The following is a 17,275-nucleotide window of genomic DNA, read 5'->3' as shown; positions in this document are numbered from 1 at the left end:
CTATGAATGTTCCAGGAAGAATGACCAGTGGCCTGCTGATGCTGTTATCCAGCTGCGCAGCGCTGGCGCAAAGTGAATTGGATGTGCGGATCAAACCGTCCAACGATGAACTGAAGGCCAATATAGAGGGCTATATCGGTAGCCTCGGCGATCGCGATGAAGAAGCCTTGCTGCGCTTCAGTCGCGGCGCCGAAGAGCAGGCGCGCAAGGCCGCCCAGGCCTTGGGGTATTACCAGCCGCAAATCGACAGCGACGTGAAGGGCGGCAAGACGCCGCGCCTGGTGCTGAACATCGATCCCGGCGAGCCGATCCATTTGCGCAACGTCACGATACGTGTCGACGGTCCTGCCGCCTCGCTTAAATCCTTTCGTGTGCCTAAGAGCGACCTGCTTAAACCTGGCGCGGTGCTGAATCATGGTCATTATGAAGACGCCAAGCGGCTGATCCAGAACCAGGCCTCGCGTTTCGGCTTCTTCAGTGGGCGCTTCACCCGCCAGAAGCTGTTGGTGGACCCGCGCGCGGGCGTCGCCGACATCGAGTTGATCTACGACAGCGGTCCGCGTTATGCGTTGGGCAAAGTCAGTTTTGAAGGCGACACGCCGTTCGACGAAGACCTGCTGCAACGCATGGTGCCGTTCAAGGCCGGTACGCCCTATGACTCCGAGCTGATCGCCGAACTCAATCAGGCGCTGCAATCGAGCGGTTATTTCGAAGGCGTGCGCGTCGACGCAGCGCCCACCGCATCCAAGGACGACGTGATCCCGGTGGCGGTCAAACTCGACACCCGCAAGCCGCGGACCATGGGCTTGGGTCTGGGGTTTTCCACCGACGTCGGCCCGCGAATCAAGGCCAACTGGACCCGGCACTGGGTCAACCCGCAAGGCGACAGCTATGGCTGGGAAGCCGAACTGTCGGCACCGCGGCAGAACGTCGGGGTGTTTTACGACATTCCCCTGGATCCACCGCTGACCGACAAACTGCGCTGGGCCGCTGGCTATCAATATGAAGATATCGCTGGCACCGACTCCCGCAGCAAATTGCTGACCCTCGGCCCCGAATGGCACAGCAAGTTGCCCAGCGGCTGGCAGCGGGTAGTGTCGCTCAAATGGCAGCGTGAGGAATACACACTCGGTGACGACTCGGGGCTCAGCACCTTGCTGATGCCCGGCGTGAGCTATTCGTACCTGAAAAGCGACAACCGCATCGACCCGCACAACGGCTATCGCCTGCAATTCGAAACCAAGGTGGCCAAGGAAGGATTGGGTTCGGACACCAACCTGGTGTATGGCACGGCACTGGTCAAAGGCCTGACCACGGTCTTCGATAAACACCGCTTCCTCGGTCGGGTGCAGGTCGGCGGCAGCGCCACCAACGGCTACAAATCGGTACCGCCATCCTTACGCTTCTTCGCCGGTGGCGATCAGAGCGTGCGCGGTTACGACTACCAGAGCCTGTCCCCGGAGAACTCCGATGGCGACCGTATCGGTGGCCGTTACATGGTCGCCGGCAGCGTCGAGTATCAATACTCCATCGCCGAAAAGTGGCGGGTCGCAACCTTCATCGACCAGGGCAACTCCTTCAACACCCTCGAACTGCCGAACCTGAAGACCGGCGTCGGTATTGGCGTGCGCTGGGTTTCGCCGGTAGGGCCGATTCGCCTCGACCTGGCCCATGCGATGGACGACGACGGCGGCATTCGACTGCACTTTTCCATGGGGCCTGAGCTGTGAAGCGTGGTTTGAAAATAGCGCTGCTGGCGATCCCGGCGCTGCTGATGCTGGTCGTGCTGGCCTTGATCATCGTGCTGGGTACGGCGACGGGCAGTCGCTGGGCGCTCGGGTTTGTGCCGGGTTTGACCGTGGAGAATTTCCAGGGCCGTTTGGGTGGACAGTGGAGCGCCGATCATCTGCTGTGGCAGCAGGACAACAGCCGGGTTGAGCTGAACCAGGCGATTTTCGCCTGGTCGCCACTGTGCCTGACGCGCATGACGCTGTGCATCGAGCAATTGCAGGCCGAGCAGGTCAGCCTGCAATTCCCGCCAGGCGTGGAAGAGCAAAGCAGCGGGCCGATCAGCCTTCCGGACTTGAAGTTGCCGCTGGCCATCGAGTTGGGTGACGTCAAGGTCGGCCGTCTGCTGTTCAATGGCAGCGAAGAGCTCAAAGGCCTGCAACTGGCGGCGCACTGGACCGAACAGGGTTTGCAGATCGACTCGGTGCACTTGCAGCGGGATGAACTGAGCCTGAACCTGTCTGGCCTGTTGCAACCGAGCGGCAACTGGCCGCTGACCGCCGAAGGCAAACTGACCTTGCCGGCGCCGGGCACCGAACCCTGGGCACTGGCTTTGAAGGTCGACGGCGATCTGCTGAAAACCCTGAACCTGAAAGCCGACAGCAGCGGTTACCTGAACGGGCAGTTGACCGGTGAATTGCAGCCGCTGGTGGAAAACCTGCCGGCCAAAGTGCGCATCACCGCTGACGGCTTCAAGGCCAGCGCCGAGCTGCCGGACACCCTGCAACTCAATCAACTGGAACTCACCGGCGACGGCGACCTGAAAAACGGCTACCAGTTGCTCGGCAAAGCCACGTTGCCCGCCGAACAAGGCCCGGTCGCATTGTTGCTGCAAGGCAAGGTCGACGGCAAGGGCGCGCAAATCGCGGGTCTCGACCTGACCGCCAATGACAAACAAAGCCTCAAGCTCACCGGGCAACTGGACTGGAGCAAAGGCTTCAGTGCCGAAGCGAAAATCGACTGGCTGGATTTCCCCTGGCACCGCCTCTATCCGCTGATCGACGAGCCGCAAGTGGCACTGCGCAGCTTCAACGGTGAAGTCTCCTACACCGACGGCAACTACATCGGTAACTTCAAGGCCGCACTGGATGGCCCGGCCGGTGCGTTCAGCCTGAACAGCCCGTTCAGCGGCGACCTGAGCCAAATCAATCTGCCACAATTTAAACTTGAAGCCGGGCAGGGCAAGGCCGAAGGGCACCTGAGCCTGCAATTTGCCGACGGCATCGCCTGGGATACCGCGCTGGACCTCTCGGCGATCAACCCGGCTTACTGGCTCGCGGAGTTGCCGGGTACCTTGGCGGGTCCGTTACGCAGCAAGGGCGAGATGAAGAATGAAAGGCTCAGCCTGACCGCCGACCTGGACTTGAAAGGCAAACTGCGCGGGCAGCCGGCGGTGCTGCAAGCCAAGGCTGATGGCGGCGGCGAGCAATGGAACTTCAATGCCTTGCAGATTCGCCTGGGTGACAACAGCATCAATGGCCAAGGCAGCCTGCAACAGAAACTCGCCGGCCAGATCGACATCAAAATGCCGCGTCTGGCCCAACTCTGGCCGCAACTGCGCGGCCAGCTCAATGGTCGGGTCAATGTCGCCGGCACGCTCAAGGCGCCACAAGGCAAGTTCGCCCTGCAGGGCTCGCAACTGGTCTTCGAAGACAACCGCCTGCAAAGCCTCAATCTCGACGCCACCCTCGACAGTGCCCAACGGGCGAAGATCGACCTCAAGGGCAGCGGCATCCAGACCGGCGACACGTCACTGGGCACCTTGACCGCCAGCGGCCAGGGCGACATCAAAAACCAGAAACTGACCCTCGACCTGCAAGGGCCGAAGCTGAAACTGGCGCTCGGTCTTGACGGCGCGTTGGATAAAGGTAACTGGCGCGGGCGTCTGGCCAGTGGCGATATCCAGGCCGGTGGTCAGGACTGGAAGCTGCAAAACCCGGCCAGGCTCGAACGGCTGGCGGACGGTAAAATCAACTTCGGTGCCCATTGCTGGATGTCCGGCCCGGCCAGCCTGTGTGGCGAAGACCAGCGCTTGATGCCCGAGCCAAAGCTGCGTTACCACCTCAAGCAGTTCCCGATCGACAGCCTGGCGCAATGGCTGCCGAAGGATTTTGCCTGGCAGGGCCGGCTCAACGCCGACCTGCAACTGGACTTGCCGGCCAGCGGCCCGAACGGCCAGATCAGCGTCGATGCCAGCGGCGGCACGTTGCGCATGAAGGAAAAGGATCAGTGGCTGGATTTCCCCTATCAGACCCTGAAACTCACCAGCAAACTCACGCCAAAACGCATCGACACCGACCTCAGCTTCGTCGGCGGCAAGCTTGGTGAGCTGATGCTGCAGGCGCAGATCAACCCGTTGCAGAAGAACAAACCGCTGACCGGCTCATTCCGCCTCAATGGCCTGGATTTATCGGTGGCGCGGCCGTTTGTGCCGATGGTCGAGAAACTCACCGGGCATTTGAACGGCAGCGGCACGCTGTCTGGCGGGTTGTTGGCGCCGCAGGTCAACGGCAACCTTGAGCTGCGCGACGGTGAAATCTCCGGGCCGGAACTGCCGATGGTGCTCCAGGCCCTGCAACTGCAAGCCGTGATTGCCGGCGAAACCGTACAGCTGAACGGCAGCTGGAAAAGCGGCAAGACAGGGCAGGGCAGCCTCAATGGCAACATCGCCTGGGGCCAGGCACTGGTCGTGGATCTGGCGCTCAAGGGCTCGCAGTTGCCGGTCACCGTCGAACCCTACGCCGCGCTGGAAGTGGCGCCGGATCTGAAGATCTCCATGAAGGACGACAAACTGGCGATCGTCGGCAAAGTGTTGGTGCCCAAGGGCGAAATCACCGTGCGCGAGCTGCCGCCGTCGACGGTCAAGGTCTCCGATGACACGGTGATCGTCGGTCAGCAGACCGAAGAGGGCAAGCCGCCGATGGCCATGGCGATGGACATCGACGTGGTGGTCGGGGAAGACAAACTAAGCTTTGCCGGATTTGGCCTGACCGCCAACCTGCAAGGTCATGTGCACATCGGCGACAACATGGACACACGCGGCGAGCTCTGGCTCAACGACGGGCGTTATCGCGCCTACGGCCAGCGGCTGACGGTGCGTCGGGCCCGCTTGCTGTTTGCCGGTCCCATCGATCAGCCGTACCTGGACATCGAAGCGATTCGCCAGACCGACGACGTGATCGCTGGCATTCGCTTGAGCGGCAGTGCCGAACAGCCGACCACGCAGATCTTCTCCGAACCGGCGATGAGTCAGGAGCAGGCGTTGTCTTACCTGGTGCTGGGGCGTCCGCTGAGTACCACCGGTGAAGACAACAACATGCTCGCCCAGGCCGCCCTCGGTTTGGGTTTGATGGGCAGCTCCGGGGTCACCAGCGGGTTGGCCAAGGATCTGGGCATTCAGGACTTCCAGCTCGATACCCAAGGCAGCGGCAACACCACCAGTGTGGTCGCCAGCGGCAATATCTCCGAGAAGCTCAGCCTGCGCTATGGCGTAGGCGTGTTTGAACCGGCCAATACCATCGCTTTGCGTTACAAGCTGAGCAAAAAAGTCTACCTCGAAGCCGCCAGCGGCGTGGCCAGTTCGCTGGACATCTTCTACAAGCGGGATTTCTAACCCCCTGCGCGATCCCTGTGGCGAGGGGGCTTGCCCCCGTTGGGCCGCGCAGCGGCCCCAAAACTTGCCATTTCATTCCTTCTGAAACCCTGCAAATCGAAAAGCGACGACTGCTTCGCAGCCGAACGGGGCGGTGCGGCGTTCCGACAAGCCCCCTCGCCACAGAGATTTGTGGTGGTCGGTCGTGCGCCTTTTATCAGTCGAATACAAAGCATCCTAACTATTGCGTTGACATTGGCTGCCTAAGCAGTAATATCTCGACATACATTCACTGCCTAGGCAGCTAATCGGTGGCCAGATGAAACATTTCTCCTCATACGATTTCCATAATTGCCATCTCGGCCTCTTGCTCGGACGCGCCGCGCTGCTCAAGGACCGGATCATCGATACGCACATGGAACCCCACGGCATCACTGCCGCGCAGTTCAAAGTGTTGATCATCATGGCCCAGTTCGGCGTCGATACCCCGGCCGAGCTGTGCCGTCACCTGTCGCTGGACAGCGGTTCGATGACCCGCATGCTCGATCGTCTGGAACAGAAAGGTTTCCTTGCCCGCCAACGCTCCGAGGCAGACCGCCGCCAGGTGCAACTGGTGCTGACCGAACAAGGCCAGCAGTTGACCGACCAGCTGCCGCAGATCGGCGCCGATGCCATGAATGAACTGGCCGGTGCCATCACCCCGGAAGAATTGAAAACCCTGGAACACATCCTGAAGAAAATTCTGGTAGCGGCGGGTGACTCGATCACTCTGCTGCGGGTAGGTGGCCATGAACAGTAAACGCCTGCGTACCGGACTGAGCCTGGTGCTGTTGGCCATGAGCGTCGCCGGTTGCGCCAGTTACAGTGGCTTGAACACCGAAGGCGTCAGCCTCGATGCGAAGAACCTCAAGGCCGGGCAGTCGCTCAACGGCGTGCCCCTGTCACCTGCGGCCTGGCCGAAAAGCGATTGGTGGAAAAGCCTCGGCGACCCGCAGCTCGACGGCTTGATCCGCGAAGCCCTGCACGACAGCCCCGACATGCAAATCGCCGACGCCCGCGTTCACCAGGCCAGTGCTGCCGCCTATGCCGCCGATGCTGCACGGATGCCCACCCTCGATGCCAACGCCGGTGTCAGCCGTTCGCGTCTGGCCCGCGACAAAGATCCGAGCGGGCAGGGTGGCACTTACTCCACCGTGCGTAATCTCGGCGCCAGCTTCAATTACACCTTCGACCTCTGGGGCGGTCAGCGCGATGCCTGGGAAGCCGCATTGGGCCAGGCCCGCGCCGCCGAAGTCGATCAGCAGGCCGCGCAACTGACCTTGTCCGCCGACGTCGCCCGCGCCTACAGCGATCTGGGGCAGGCACACATCATCCATGACCTGGCCAGCGAAGACCTCAAACGCACCAAACAAATGCTCGACCTCAGCCAGCGTCGCCTGAGTTCGGGGATCGACAGTCAGTACCAGTTCCAGCAAACCGAAAGCCTTGAAGCCAGCGCCGAAGCCAGCCTGATCGACGCCGAGAAACGCCTGCAAAGCGCGAAAATCGCCTTGGCGGTGCTGCTGGGCAAAGGCCCGGATCGCGGCAACGAAATCGCCCGGCCGAAAGTCCTTCAGGCCAGCGCAGTCGCGTTGCCATCGGTGTTGCCAGCGGAATTGCTCGGTCGTCGTCCCGACCTCGTGGCCGCGCGCTGGCGGGTTGAGGCCGCGAGCAAAAATATCGCGGCGAGCAAGACCCGGTTCTACCCCAACCTCAACCTGAGCGCGGCGGCCGGTGTCGAGTCGTTGCTGGGGGATGCGATGTTCGGTTCCGCCAGTCGTTTCTTCAACATCGCGCCGACGATCTCGGTGCCGATTTTCGACGGCGGCCGCCTGCGTGCCGACCTCGATTCTCGCGATGCCGATTACGACCTCGCGGTGGCGCAGTACAACAAAAGCCTGGTGAAAGCTTTAGGCGATGTCAGCGACACCATCAACCAGTTGCACGATATCGGCCGGCAAATCGGTGCCCAGCAACACGCCACCGACATTGCCCAGGACTCTTACAACACCGTGGTCCAGCGCTACGGTTCCGGCATCGGCAACTACCTCGACGTGCTCAGCATCGAGCAGCAATTGCTCCAGGCCCAGCGTCAGTTGGCCAACCTGAATGCCGAGCAGATCGACCTGTCGATCCAACTGATGCAGGCGCTGGGTGGCGGTTTTCAGGGCGAAACCCTGACCGCCGCCAACGCAACCCCAGCCACGCAGCACAACTAATTCAAGGTACTTGTCATGGCCACTGCCGATACAACTCCAACCCCAGCTCCTGACAACGGTCAAGACACGAGCAATCCGCGCAAGCGCAAAGTGATGCTGTTTGTCCTGACGATCCTGGTGATCCTCGCCGGAGCCGGCGTCTGGGGTTATCACCAATTCTTCGGCCGCTGGAGCGAAAGCACCGACGACGCCTATGTGAACGGCAACGTGGTGGAAATCACGCCGCTGGTCACCGGCACCGTGGTCAGCATCGGCGCTGACGATGGCGATTTGGTCCACGAAGGCCAGGTGCTGATCAACTTCGATCCGAACGACGCCGAAGTCGGTCTGCAAAGCGCCCAGGCCAACCTGGCCCGCACTGTGCGCCAGGTGCGCGGTTTGTACAGTAACGTCGACGGCATGAAAGCCCAGGTCAATGCGCAGCAGGCCGAAGTGCAAAAGGCTCAGGAGAACTTCAATCGGCGGAAAAACCTCGCTGCCGGCGGGGCGATTTCCCAGGAAGAACTGTCCCACGCCCGTGATGACCTGACCTCGGCGCAGAACGCCCTGGCCAACGCCCAACAACAGCTCAAGACCACCAGCGCGCTGGTCGATGACACCGTAGTGTCGTCGCACCCGGATGTGATGGCCGCCGCTGCGCAAGTGCGTCAGGCGTACCTGAACAATGCCCGTAGCACCTTGATCGCGCCGGTCACCGGTTATGTCGCCAAACGTACCGTGCAACTCGGTCAGCGTGTCCAGCCGGGCACCGCGTTGATGGCGGTGATTCCGCTGGATCAGCTGTGGATTGACGCGAACTTCAAGGAAACCCAATTGCGTGACATGCGCATTGGTCAACCGGTGGACATCGAAGCTGATGTCTACGGCAGCGACGTCAAATACAGCGGCACCATCGACAGCCTCGGTGCCGGGACTGGCAGCGCGTTTGCCTTGCTGCCGGCGCAGAACGCCACCGGTAACTGGATCAAGATCGTGCAGCGGGTGCCGGTGCGGATTCACATCAATGCCGAAGAACTGGCCAAGCACCCGTTGCGGGTCGGTCTGTCGACTCAGGTCGAGGTTAACCTGCGCGATCAGAGCGGTCCGGTGCTGGCACAACAGCCGCCGCAAAAGGCTTCGTTCAGCACCAGCGTCTACGACCGTCAGTTGGCCGAGGCCGACGCCATGATCACCCAATTGATCCACGATAACAGCGCCGCGGTCAGCAAAACCGCGCATCGCTGATTCGCCAATCCGTCAGCTGCGCCTGTAACGGGCGCAGCGCCGGCCCCGCTCCAAGAAATTCAGCTCCAAAGGATTCGCGATGAGCAAAAACGCCTCTTTCTCGCCGCCCAGCCTGGTGCTCAGCACCATCGGCCTGTCGCTGGCGACGTTCATGCAGGTGCTCGACACCACCATCGCCAACGTGGCCTTGCCGACGATTTCCGGCAACCTGGGCGTGAGTTCGGAGCAGGGCACCTGGGTGATCACCTCGTTTGCCGTGAGCAACGCTATCGCGCTGCCGCTGACCGGTTGGCTCAGCCGGCGCTTTGGTGAAGTGAAACTGTTTCTCTGGGCGACGATGCTGTTCGTGCTGGCGTCGTTTCTGTGCGGTATCTCGACCTCGATGCCGGAGCTGATCGGTTTTCGGGTACTGCAAGGCCTGGTGGCCGGGCCGTTGTACCCGATGACCCAGACGCTGTTGATCGCGGTCTATCCGCCCGCCAGGCGCGGCATGGCCCTGGCGTTGCTGGCGATGGTCACGGTGGTGGCGCCGATTGCAGGCCCCATTCTCGGTGGCTGGATCACCGACAGCTACAGCTGGCCGTGGATCTTCTTCATCAACGTGCCGATCGGGGTTTTCGCCATGATGGTGGTGCGCCAGCAACTCAAGGCGCGTCCGGTGGAGACCAGTTACCAGCCGATGGATTACGTGGGGCTGATCACCTTGATCATTGGCGTCGGCGCGTTGCAGGTGATCCTCGACAAGGGCAATGACCTGGACTGGTTCGAGTCGAACTTCATCATCATCGGCGCGGCTATTTCGGTGATTGCGCTGGCGGTGTTCGTGATCTGGGAAATGACCGACAAACACCCGGTGGTCAATCTGCGGCTGTTCGCCTACCGCAACTTCCGCATCGGCACCATCGTGCTGGTGGGCGGATATGCCGGGTTCTTCGGCATCAACCTGATCCTGCCGCAATGGCTGCAAACCCAGATGGGCTACACGGCCACTTGGGCTGGTCTGGCGGTGGCGCCGATCGGCATTTTGCCGGTGGTGTTGTCGCCGTTTGTCGGTCGGTACGCGCACAAATTCGACCTGCGATTGCTGGCCGGTGGGGCGTTCCTGTGCATCGGTTTGAGTTGCTTCATGCGCGCCGGGTTTACCAACGAAGTGGACTTCCAGCACATCGCCCTGGTGCAGCTGTTCATGGGCATTGGCGTGGCGCTGTTCTTCATGCCGACCTTGAGCATTTTGATGTCGGACCTGCCGCCGAGCCAGATTGCCGACGGCGCTGGGCTCGCAACCTTCCTGCGGACCCTGGGCGGTAGTTTTGCGGCGTCGTTGACCACCTGGATCTGGATTCGCCGGGCCGATCAGCACCATGCGTATCTGAGTGAAAGCATCACTACCTATGAGCCGGCGACCCGGGAGGCGTTGAACACGCTGGGCGGGGCGGGCAACCCGGCCTACGCACAACTGGATCATGTGCTGACCAGTCAGGCGTACATGCTCTCCACCGTGGATTACTTCACGTTGCTGGGGTGGGCGTTCATGGGCTTGATTCTGCTGGTATGGCTGGCGAAACCGCCGTTTGCGGCGAAGGCGGGGCCGGCTTCGGCAGGGCATTGATTCAGTGGCGCCCGTTTAAAAGATCGCAGCCTCGCTCCGCTCGACAGCTCCTACATTGACCACGTTAGGCAATGCACCTGTAGGAGCTGTCGAGTGAAACGAGGCTGCGATCTTTTGATCTTAGGTTTTTATGGCGTAACGAAATCAAACGGCGCCAATGCAAACCCTTGCTCATCCACCTGCAACGCCCAGCCCTGACGGTCCCAATCCCCCAGCACAATGCGCTTGGCAGCTTGCTCGCCAATCTGCAATTTGTGGATGGCGGGGCGATGGGTGTGGCCGTGGATCAGGGTTTTCACACCGAATTGCTGCATGACCCGCGGCACTTCTTCCGGCGTGACATCGACAATGTCATTGGCCTTCATCCGCGTCTGCGCACGGCTTTCGCTGCGCAGCTTGCGCGCCAGTTTATGCCGGGTGCCCAAAGGTAGATGGCGCAGGATGAACAGGGTGATCGGGTTACGCAGGTAGCGCCGCAGCTTCATATAACCGACGTCGCGGGTGCAGAGGCTGTCGCCGTGCATCAACAACACCGGCTCGCCGTAAAACTGCACGACACTCGGATCTTTGAGCAAGGTACAGCCGGCTGCTTTGCAGAAGGCCTTGCCGAGCATGAAGTCGCGATTGCCGTGCATCAGGAAAATGGCCGTGCCGCTGTCGCTTAAGTTCCGCAGGGCTTGGCAGATGGAACGCTGGAAGGCTGTCATGGCATCGTCGCCAATCCACGCCTCGAAAAAGTCGCCCAGAATGTACAACGCACTCGCCGAGCGGGCGCGTCCAGCGAGCAAATCCAGAAACGCCCGGGTAATGTCCGGGCGCTCCTCTTCCAGATGCAAGTCTGAAATCAGCAGTATCACTCAATGATCTCGGCTTTCTCGATGATCACGTCGTCTGCAGGTACGTCCTGGTGACCGGCCTTGGAGGTGGTGGCCACGCCTTTGATCTTGTCGACGACGTCGGTGCCTTCAACCACTTCGCCGAATACCGCGTAGCCCCAGCCCTGAACGGTCTTGGCGCTGTGGTTCAGGAAGCTGTTGTCAGCCACGTTGATGAAGAATTGCGCGGAAGCCGAATGCGGCTCCATGGTGCGGGCCATGGCAACGCTGTACTTCTTGTTCGGCAGGCCGTTGTCGGCTTCGTTCTGGATGCTTGGGCGCTTGTCTTTCTTTTCTTTCATGCCTGGCTCGAAACCGCCGCCCTGGATCATGAAGTTACCGATGACGCGGTGGAAAACAGTGTTTTCGTAGTGACCGGCCTTGACGTATTCGATGAAGTTGGCAACGGTCAGCGGTGCCTTATCAGCGTTCAGTTGCAGGACGATGTCGCCGAAGTTGGTAGACAGTTTGACTTGAGTCATGATCAGTACTCTTTATAGGAATTCGTGGGTTAGGGGCGCTTTGGCCCTCAACCGGTCCGGCCAGTGTCGGCCAAGGTGCGCAGTTTAGCGTGCCGGACGCGAATTTCGAGGCTGTTTTTCATCGCCGGCCGATTAAATGCAACCGATTGCCGGCCTGCTCTGTCAGCCACTTGACAGCATCGGCTATGATAAGCCCCTTTGATTTATAACAGCCGCTTTGATTTGGCCAACTGGCCGCGCACTTGTACGTTCAAGGATCCTATGAGCAAGCCCACTGTCGACCCTACCTCGAATTCCAAGACCGGCCCTGCCGTGCCGGTCAATTTCCTGCGCCCGATCATCCAGGCGGACCTGGACTCGGGTAAGCACACGCAGATCGTTACCCGTTTCCCGCCTGAGCCCAACGGTTACCTGCACATCGGTCACGCCAAGTCGATCTGTGTGAACTTCGGCCTGGCCCAGGAATTCGGCGGCGTCACGCACCTGCGTTTCGACGACACCAACCCGGCCAAGGAAGACCAGGAATACATCGACGCGATCGAAAGCGACGTCAAATGGCTGGGCTTCGAATGGTCCGGTGAAGTGCGCTATGCCTCGCAGTATTTCGACCAGTTGCACGACTGGGCGGTAGAGCTGATCAAGGCCGGCAAGGCCTACGTCGACGACCTGACCCCTGAACAGGCCAAGGAATACCGTGGCAGCCTGACCGAGCCGGGCAAGAACAGCCCGTTCCGCGACCGCTCGGTTGAGGAAAACCTCGACCTGTTCGCTCGCATGAAGGCCGGCGAATTCAAGGACGGCGCACGTGTGCTGCGGGCCAAGATCGACATGGCCTCGCCGAACATGAACCTGCGCGACCCGATCATGTATCGCATCCGTCATGCCCATCACCACCAGACCGGCGACAAGTGGTGCATCTACCCGAACTACGACTTCACCCATGGTCAGTCGGACGCCATTGAAGGCATCACCCACTCGATCTGCACCCTGGAGTTCGAAAGCCATCGTCCGTTGTACGACTGGTTCCTCGACAACCTGCCGGTGCCGGCGCACCCGCGTCAGTACGAATTCAGCCGTTTGAACCTGAACTACACCATCACCAGCAAGCGCAAGCTCAAGCAACTGGTCGATGAAAAGCACGTCAATGGCTGGGACGATCCGCGCATGTCCACGCTGTCGGGCTTCCGCCGCCGTGGCTACACCCCGGCGTCGATCCGCAACTTCTGCGACATGATCGGCACCAACCGTTCCGATGGCGTGGTCGACTTCGGCATGCTCGAGTTCAGCATCCGTCAGGACCTGGACGCGAATGCCCCGCGCGCCATGTGCGTGCTGCGTCCGTTGAAAGTCGTGATCACCAACTACCCGGAAGACCAAGTCGAGAATCTCGAACTGCCACGTCATCCGCAGAAAGAAGAACTCGGCGTGCGCAAGCTGCCGTTCGCCCGTGAAATCTACATCGACCGCGATGACTTCATGGAAGAGCCGCCAAAAGGCTACAAGCGCCTGGAGCCGAACGGCGAAGTGCGTCTGCGCGGCAGCTACGTGATCCGTGCCGACGAAGCGATCAAGGACGCCGATGGCAACATCGTCGAACTGCGCTGCTCGTACGATCCGGACACCCTGGGCAAGAACCCCGAAGGCCGCAAGGTCAAAGGCGTGGTGCACTGGGTGCCGGCTGCGGCCAGCGTCGAGTGCGAAGTGCGTCTGTACGATCGTCTGTTCCGTTCTCCGAATCCGGAGAAGGCCGAAGACAGCGCCAGTTTCCTGGACAACATCAACCCTGACTCACTGCAAGTCCTCACCGGTTGTCGTGCTGAACCCTCGTTGGGCAACGCACAGCCGGAAGACCGTTTCCAGTTCGAGCGCGAAGGTTACTTCGTCGCGGATATCAAGGACTCGAAACCGGGCGCTCCGGTATTCAACCGTACCGTGACCCTGCGTGATTCGTGGGGCCAGTGATCAAGTCTTAAGGAACCGTCGTGCTTACGATCTACAACACGCTCACCAAGAGCAAAGAAGTCTTCAAGCCGCTGGATGGCAACAAGGTGCGCATGTACGTCTGCGGGATGACCGTATATGACTACTGCCACCTGGGCCACGGCCGCAGCATGGTCGCGTTCGACCTGGTGACCCGCTGGTTGCGGTTCAGCGGTTACGACCTGACCTACGTGCGCAACATCACCGATATCGACGACAAGATCATCAATCGGGCCAACGAGAACGGCGAGTCGTTCGAGGCCTTGACCGAGCGCATGATCGCGGCGATGCACGAAGATGAAGCGCGCCTGAACATCAAAAAGCCGGACATGGAGCCGCGTGCCACGGATCACATCCCGGGCATGCACGCGATGATCCAGACCCTGATCGACAAGGGCTACGCCTACGCACCGGGCAATGGCGACGTGTACTACCGCGTCGCCAAGTTCATGGGCTACGGCAAGCTGTCGCGCAAGAAGATCGAAGACCTGCGCATCGGCGCACGAATCGAAGTCGACGAGTCGAAACAGGACCCGCTGGACTTCGTGCTGTGGAAAGGCGCCAAGCCGGGCGAGCCGAGCTGGCCATCGCCGTGGGGCGACGGTCGTCCGGGCTGGCACATCGAGTGCTCGGTGATGTCCACCTGCTGCCTGGGCGAGACCTTCGACATTCATGGCGGCGGCAGCGACCTCGAGTTCCCGCACCACGAAAACGAAATCGCCCAGAGCGAAGCGGCCACCGGCAAGACCTACGCCAACGCGTGGATGCACTGCGGCATGATTCGCATCAATGGCGAGAAGATGTCCAAGTCCTTGAACAACTTCTTCACCATTCGCGACGTGCTCGACAAGTACCACCCGGAAGTCGTGCGTTACCTGCTGGTGTCGAGCCACTACCGCAGCGCGATCAACTATTCGGAAGACAACCTCAAGGACGCCAAGGGCGCCCTCGAGCGTTTCTACCATGCGTTGAAAGGCTTGCCGAAAGTGGCACCGGCGGGTGGCGAAGCCTTCGTCGAGCGTTTCACCCAGGTGATGAACGACGACTTCGGCACGCCGGAAGCCTGTGCGGTGCTGTTCGAGATGGTCCGCGAGATCAACCGTCTGCGCGAGAGCGATCTGGATGCGGCGGCCGGTCTGGCGGCGCGCTTGAAGGAACTGGCCAGCGTGCTAGGTGTGTTGCAGCTTGAAGCCGATGACTTCCTGCAGGCCGGTGCCGAAGGGCGGGTCGATGCGGCTGAGGTTGATGCACTGATCCAGGCGCGCCTGACTGCCCGTGCCAACAAGGACTGGGCCGAATCCGACCGCATCCGCGACCAGCTCACCGCCATGGGCGTGGTGCTGGAAGACGGCAAGGGCGGCACGACCTGGCGTCTGGCTGACTGATCACTGCGTTTGCTACAAACAAAACCCGCCTTGTGCGGGTTTTTGTTTGCGCCACTGATCGTTCTGTCACTCGATCTGGCGCAACCGCTTGTACAAGGTATTGCGACTAACCCCCAACCGTCGCGCCAAGTGCGAAATATTTCCCCCAGCCGCCTGCAATTGCCGATTCAATGCCTCGGCATCATTCAAATCAACGGCTATCTGCTCCGGTGTATCCACCGGCTCCATCTCGAGATCGACAAAAAAATCATCCGGTAAATGTTCCGGTCGCACCGGCTGTTCCTCGGCCATGGCCAACGCCACCTGCATCACGCTGCTGACCTGACGCAAATTCCCCGGCCACGGATGACGGCCGAACAGGTCCAGCACCTCGGGGCTCAACCCGGCCCATTGCGACGGTTCACGGTGTTGTTCCCACAAGCGCTTGAACAGCGACTGCTTGTCACTGCGTTCCCTGAGCGGTGGCAGTTCCAGGGTCAAACCACCGATGCGGTAATACAAATCCTCACGAAACCGCCCCAACTGCACCTGCTCGCGCAACAAGCGGTTGGTCGCCGAGATGATCCGGATGTCCACCGGGAACAACTCGCTGCTGCCCACCGGTTGCACGCAACGTTCTTGCAATACCCGAAGTAGCCGGGCCTGGGTTGGCAGCGGCATGTCGCCGATTTCATCGAGGAACAGGGTGCCTTTGTCGGCCTTGCGGATCAGCCCGATGCTGCCTTTCTGGTTGGCGCCGGTGAATGCGCCTTTCTCGTAGCCAAACAGCTCGGACTCCACCAGTTCGGCGGGGATCGCTGCACAGTTGACGGCAATGAACGGTTGTTTGCTGCGTGAGCTGGCGTGGTGCAGGGCTTTGACGAAGACTTCCTTGCCGACCCCGGTTTCCCCGTGGATCAACAATGGAATGTCCTTCTCCAGCAAACGCTCGGCCTGGCGCACGGCTTTTTCCACGCGGCTGTCGCCAAAGTGCAGGGTGTTGAGGCTGATCGCGGCGGGCGCTGCCAGGGTGGGCTCAGTGCACTTTATTTCAGGGCTTTTCGTTTCAGTGCTCTTTTTTTCTGCAAACAGCCGCGCCTGAATCGACGCCTGTTTCGGTCGTTTCAGCACGCACTGGAAACGGTTGTTTCCTGAGGCTTGCAGGGAAAACGGCAGGCCGTCCGGCTGATTCAGCAGTTCCATCAACGAGACTTTGAACAAGCTTTCGACGCTGACCCGCGACAGGCTGATGCCCAGCAGATTGTCGGCCCGGCGGTTGGCCGACAGTACCTGACCGGTTTCATCGAAGATCAGCATCCCGGCCCATTGGCTGTCGAGGTTGTTCAACCCGGTGTTGAAGGTCAATTGGAAATGCTGGCCGTGGAACAGGTTGAGGATCAGCCGGTTCTCCACGGTCTGGCTCATCATCTTGACCATGCCCAGGGTGTGGGAGGGCGGCAGGTAGCTGTCGCTGGACACGTCCAGCACCGCGATCACCTTGCGCTCTGCATCGAAAATCGGCGCGGCGGAACCGGTCATGAAGCGGTTGGCCTTGAGGAAGTGTTCATCGTGCTCGATGTGCACGGCCTGCTCGCAGGCCAGCGCAGTGCCGATCGCATTGGTCCCGCTGCAATGCTCCATCCAGCTGGCGCCGACGCTGAAACCGCGGGTCAGGCTCGGCTCGATGAAACGCTGGGTACCCCACGACGTCAGCACCTGGCCGTGATTGTCGGCGAGCATGATCAGGCAATTGGAGTTGCTGAGGATGTTTTCGTAATACGGCAGGACTTCCTGATGGGTGGTCTGCACCAGGGAATGCTGGCTCTCCAGCAAGTGGGCGATGCCGTCTGCCGGTAACTGATCGAACGCCGGAGCGCTCTGATGATCGAGCCCGAACGCGCGGCAGCGGGACCAGGAGTCCTGGATGATGGCGTCGTGGGAGCGCTTTGAGACAGGTACGGCCATGGCGGTCGATCTCTGGGCAAGCTTTTATTGTTTTTATGTTTTTGCGCGCACAAGAGCATATTTCGCGCGTGATGTTTCTGACACGACGCAATACCTGTAGGAGCCAGGCTTGCCGGCGAAGGCGTCATCGAAATCGCC

General features: G+C 60.6%; 11 protein-coding genes. 8 read left to right on the top strand and 3 right to left on the bottom strand.

Going from position 1 to position 17,275, the window contains the following annotated elements:
* Window positions 1-2: 2 nt before the first annotated feature.
* The 6 genes from AC1RL4_RS06545 to AC1RL4_RS06520 all read left to right on the top strand — a co-directional run bounded on the left by AC1RL4_RS06545 (window position 3) and on the right by AC1RL4_RS06520 (window position 10,471).
* The gene (locus AC1RL4_RS06545; protein WP_026331774.1) at window positions 3-1,730 is read left to right on the top strand and encodes an autotransporter assembly complex protein TamA; all 1,728 of its coding nucleotides are present in this window, start codon (window positions 3-5) and stop codon (window positions 1,728-1,730) included.
* The gene (locus tag AC1RL4_RS06540) at window positions 1,727-5,401 is read left to right on the top strand and encodes a translocation/assembly module TamB domain-containing protein (RefSeq protein ID WP_230175271.1); all 3,675 of its coding nucleotides are present in this window, start codon (window positions 1,727-1,729) and stop codon (window positions 5,399-5,401) included. The genes AC1RL4_RS06545 and AC1RL4_RS06540 overlap by 4 nt, the downstream gene beginning before the upstream one ends.
* 298 nt (window positions 5,402-5,699) lie before the next feature.
* The gene (locus AC1RL4_RS06535) at window positions 5,700-6,179 is read left to right on the top strand and encodes a MarR family winged helix-turn-helix transcriptional regulator (protein ID WP_007940922.1); all 480 of its coding nucleotides are present in this window, start codon (window positions 5,700-5,702) and stop codon (window positions 6,177-6,179) included.
* The gene (locus AC1RL4_RS06530) at window positions 6,169-7,638 is read left to right on the top strand and encodes an efflux transporter outer membrane subunit (protein WP_019580049.1); all 1,470 of its coding nucleotides are present in this window, start codon (window positions 6,169-6,171) and stop codon (window positions 7,636-7,638) included. Before AC1RL4_RS06535 ends, AC1RL4_RS06530 begins: the two co-directional genes overlap by 11 nt.
* Window positions 7,639-7,653: 15 nt before the next feature.
* Window positions 7,654-8,862, top strand: a complete 1,209-nt coding sequence (locus AC1RL4_RS06525) for an HlyD family secretion protein (protein ID WP_028941247.1) — start codon at window positions 7,654-7,656, stop codon at window positions 8,860-8,862.
* A 79-nt stretch (window positions 8,863-8,941) separates the two neighbouring features.
* Complete coding sequence (locus AC1RL4_RS06520; protein ID WP_493119326.1) at window positions 8,942-10,471, top strand: DHA2 family efflux MFS transporter permease subunit; 1,530 nt, start codon at window positions 8,942-8,944, stop codon at window positions 10,469-10,471.
* 128 nt (window positions 10,472-10,599) lie between these two features.
* Here the strand turns inward: AC1RL4_RS06520 and lpxH are convergent, their stop codons facing one another.
* Together lpxH and AC1RL4_RS06510 are read right to left on the bottom strand one after the other, a co-directional pair.
* Window positions 10,600-11,328 carry a UDP-2,3-diacylglucosamine diphosphatase gene (gene lpxH, locus AC1RL4_RS06515; protein WP_019580052.1) on the bottom strand — a complete coding sequence of 243 codons (729 nt, stop codon included), beginning with the start codon at window positions 11,326-11,328 and terminating at the stop codon, window positions 10,600-10,602.
* Complete coding sequence (locus AC1RL4_RS06510; RefSeq protein WP_096479899.1) at window positions 11,325-11,828, bottom strand: peptidylprolyl isomerase; 504 nt, start codon at window positions 11,826-11,828, stop codon at window positions 11,325-11,327. Before AC1RL4_RS06510 ends, lpxH begins: the two co-directional genes overlap by 4 nt.
* Before the next feature lie 261 nt (window positions 11,829-12,089).
* Here AC1RL4_RS06510 and AC1RL4_RS06505 point away from each other — a divergent pair, with 261 nt between their 5' ends.
* Entirely contained in the window at window positions 12,090-13,790 is a 1,701-nt protein-coding gene (locus AC1RL4_RS06505) for a glutamine--tRNA ligase/YqeY domain fusion protein (RefSeq protein WP_028941250.1), read from the top strand.
* Window positions 13,791-13,810: 20 nt separating this feature from the next.
* Entirely contained in the window at window positions 13,811-15,193 is a 1,383-nt protein-coding gene (gene cysS, locus AC1RL4_RS06500; protein ID WP_019580054.1) for a cysteine--tRNA ligase, read from the top strand.
* 66 nt (window positions 15,194-15,259) lie between these two features.
* On the opposite strand, the gene AC1RL4_RS06495 is transcribed toward cysS, so the two are convergent.
* Window positions 15,260-17,137, bottom strand: coding sequence for a sigma-54-dependent Fis family transcriptional regulator (locus AC1RL4_RS06495; RefSeq protein ID WP_204124102.1), 1,878 nt, complete (start codon window positions 17,135-17,137; stop codon window positions 15,260-15,262).
* Window positions 17,138-17,275: the final 138 nt, after the last annotated feature.

The sequence above is a fragment of the Pseudomonas sp. GW822-FHT07A10 genome, assembly GCF_058798795.1.
Note: the sequence above shows the minus strand (reverse complement) of the source record. Positions and strands in the feature narration are given on the sequence as shown.

What these genes read in the sequence shown, in the direction of transcription:
- AC1RL4_RS06505 (WP_028941250.1), top strand. Translation starts at nt 12,090, where the DNA reads ATGAGCAAGCCCACTGTCGACCCTACCTCGAATTCCAAGACCGGCCCT.
- AC1RL4_RS06530 (WP_019580049.1), top strand. Translation starts at nt 6,169, where the DNA reads ATGAACAGTAAACGCCTGCGTACCGGACTGAGCCTGGTGCTGTTGGCC.
- AC1RL4_RS06495 (WP_204124102.1), bottom strand. Translation starts at nt 17,137, where the DNA reads ATGGCCGTACCTGTCTCAAAGCGCTCCCACGACGCCATCATCCAGGAC.
- AC1RL4_RS06525 (WP_028941247.1), top strand. Translation starts at nt 7,654, where the DNA reads ATGGCCACTGCCGATACAACTCCAACCCCAGCTCCTGACAACGGTCAA.
- AC1RL4_RS06520 (WP_493119326.1), top strand. Translation starts at nt 8,942, where the DNA reads ATGAGCAAAAACGCCTCTTTCTCGCCGCCCAGCCTGGTGCTCAGCACC.
- AC1RL4_RS06545 (WP_026331774.1), top strand. Translation starts at nt 3, where the DNA reads ATGAATGTTCCAGGAAGAATGACCAGTGGCCTGCTGATGCTGTTATCC.
- AC1RL4_RS06535 (WP_007940922.1), top strand. Translation starts at nt 5,700, where the DNA reads ATGAAACATTTCTCCTCATACGATTTCCATAATTGCCATCTCGGCCTC.
- AC1RL4_RS06510 (WP_096479899.1), bottom strand. Translation starts at nt 11,828, where the DNA reads ATGACTCAAGTCAAACTGTCTACCAACTTCGGCGACATCGTCCTGCAA.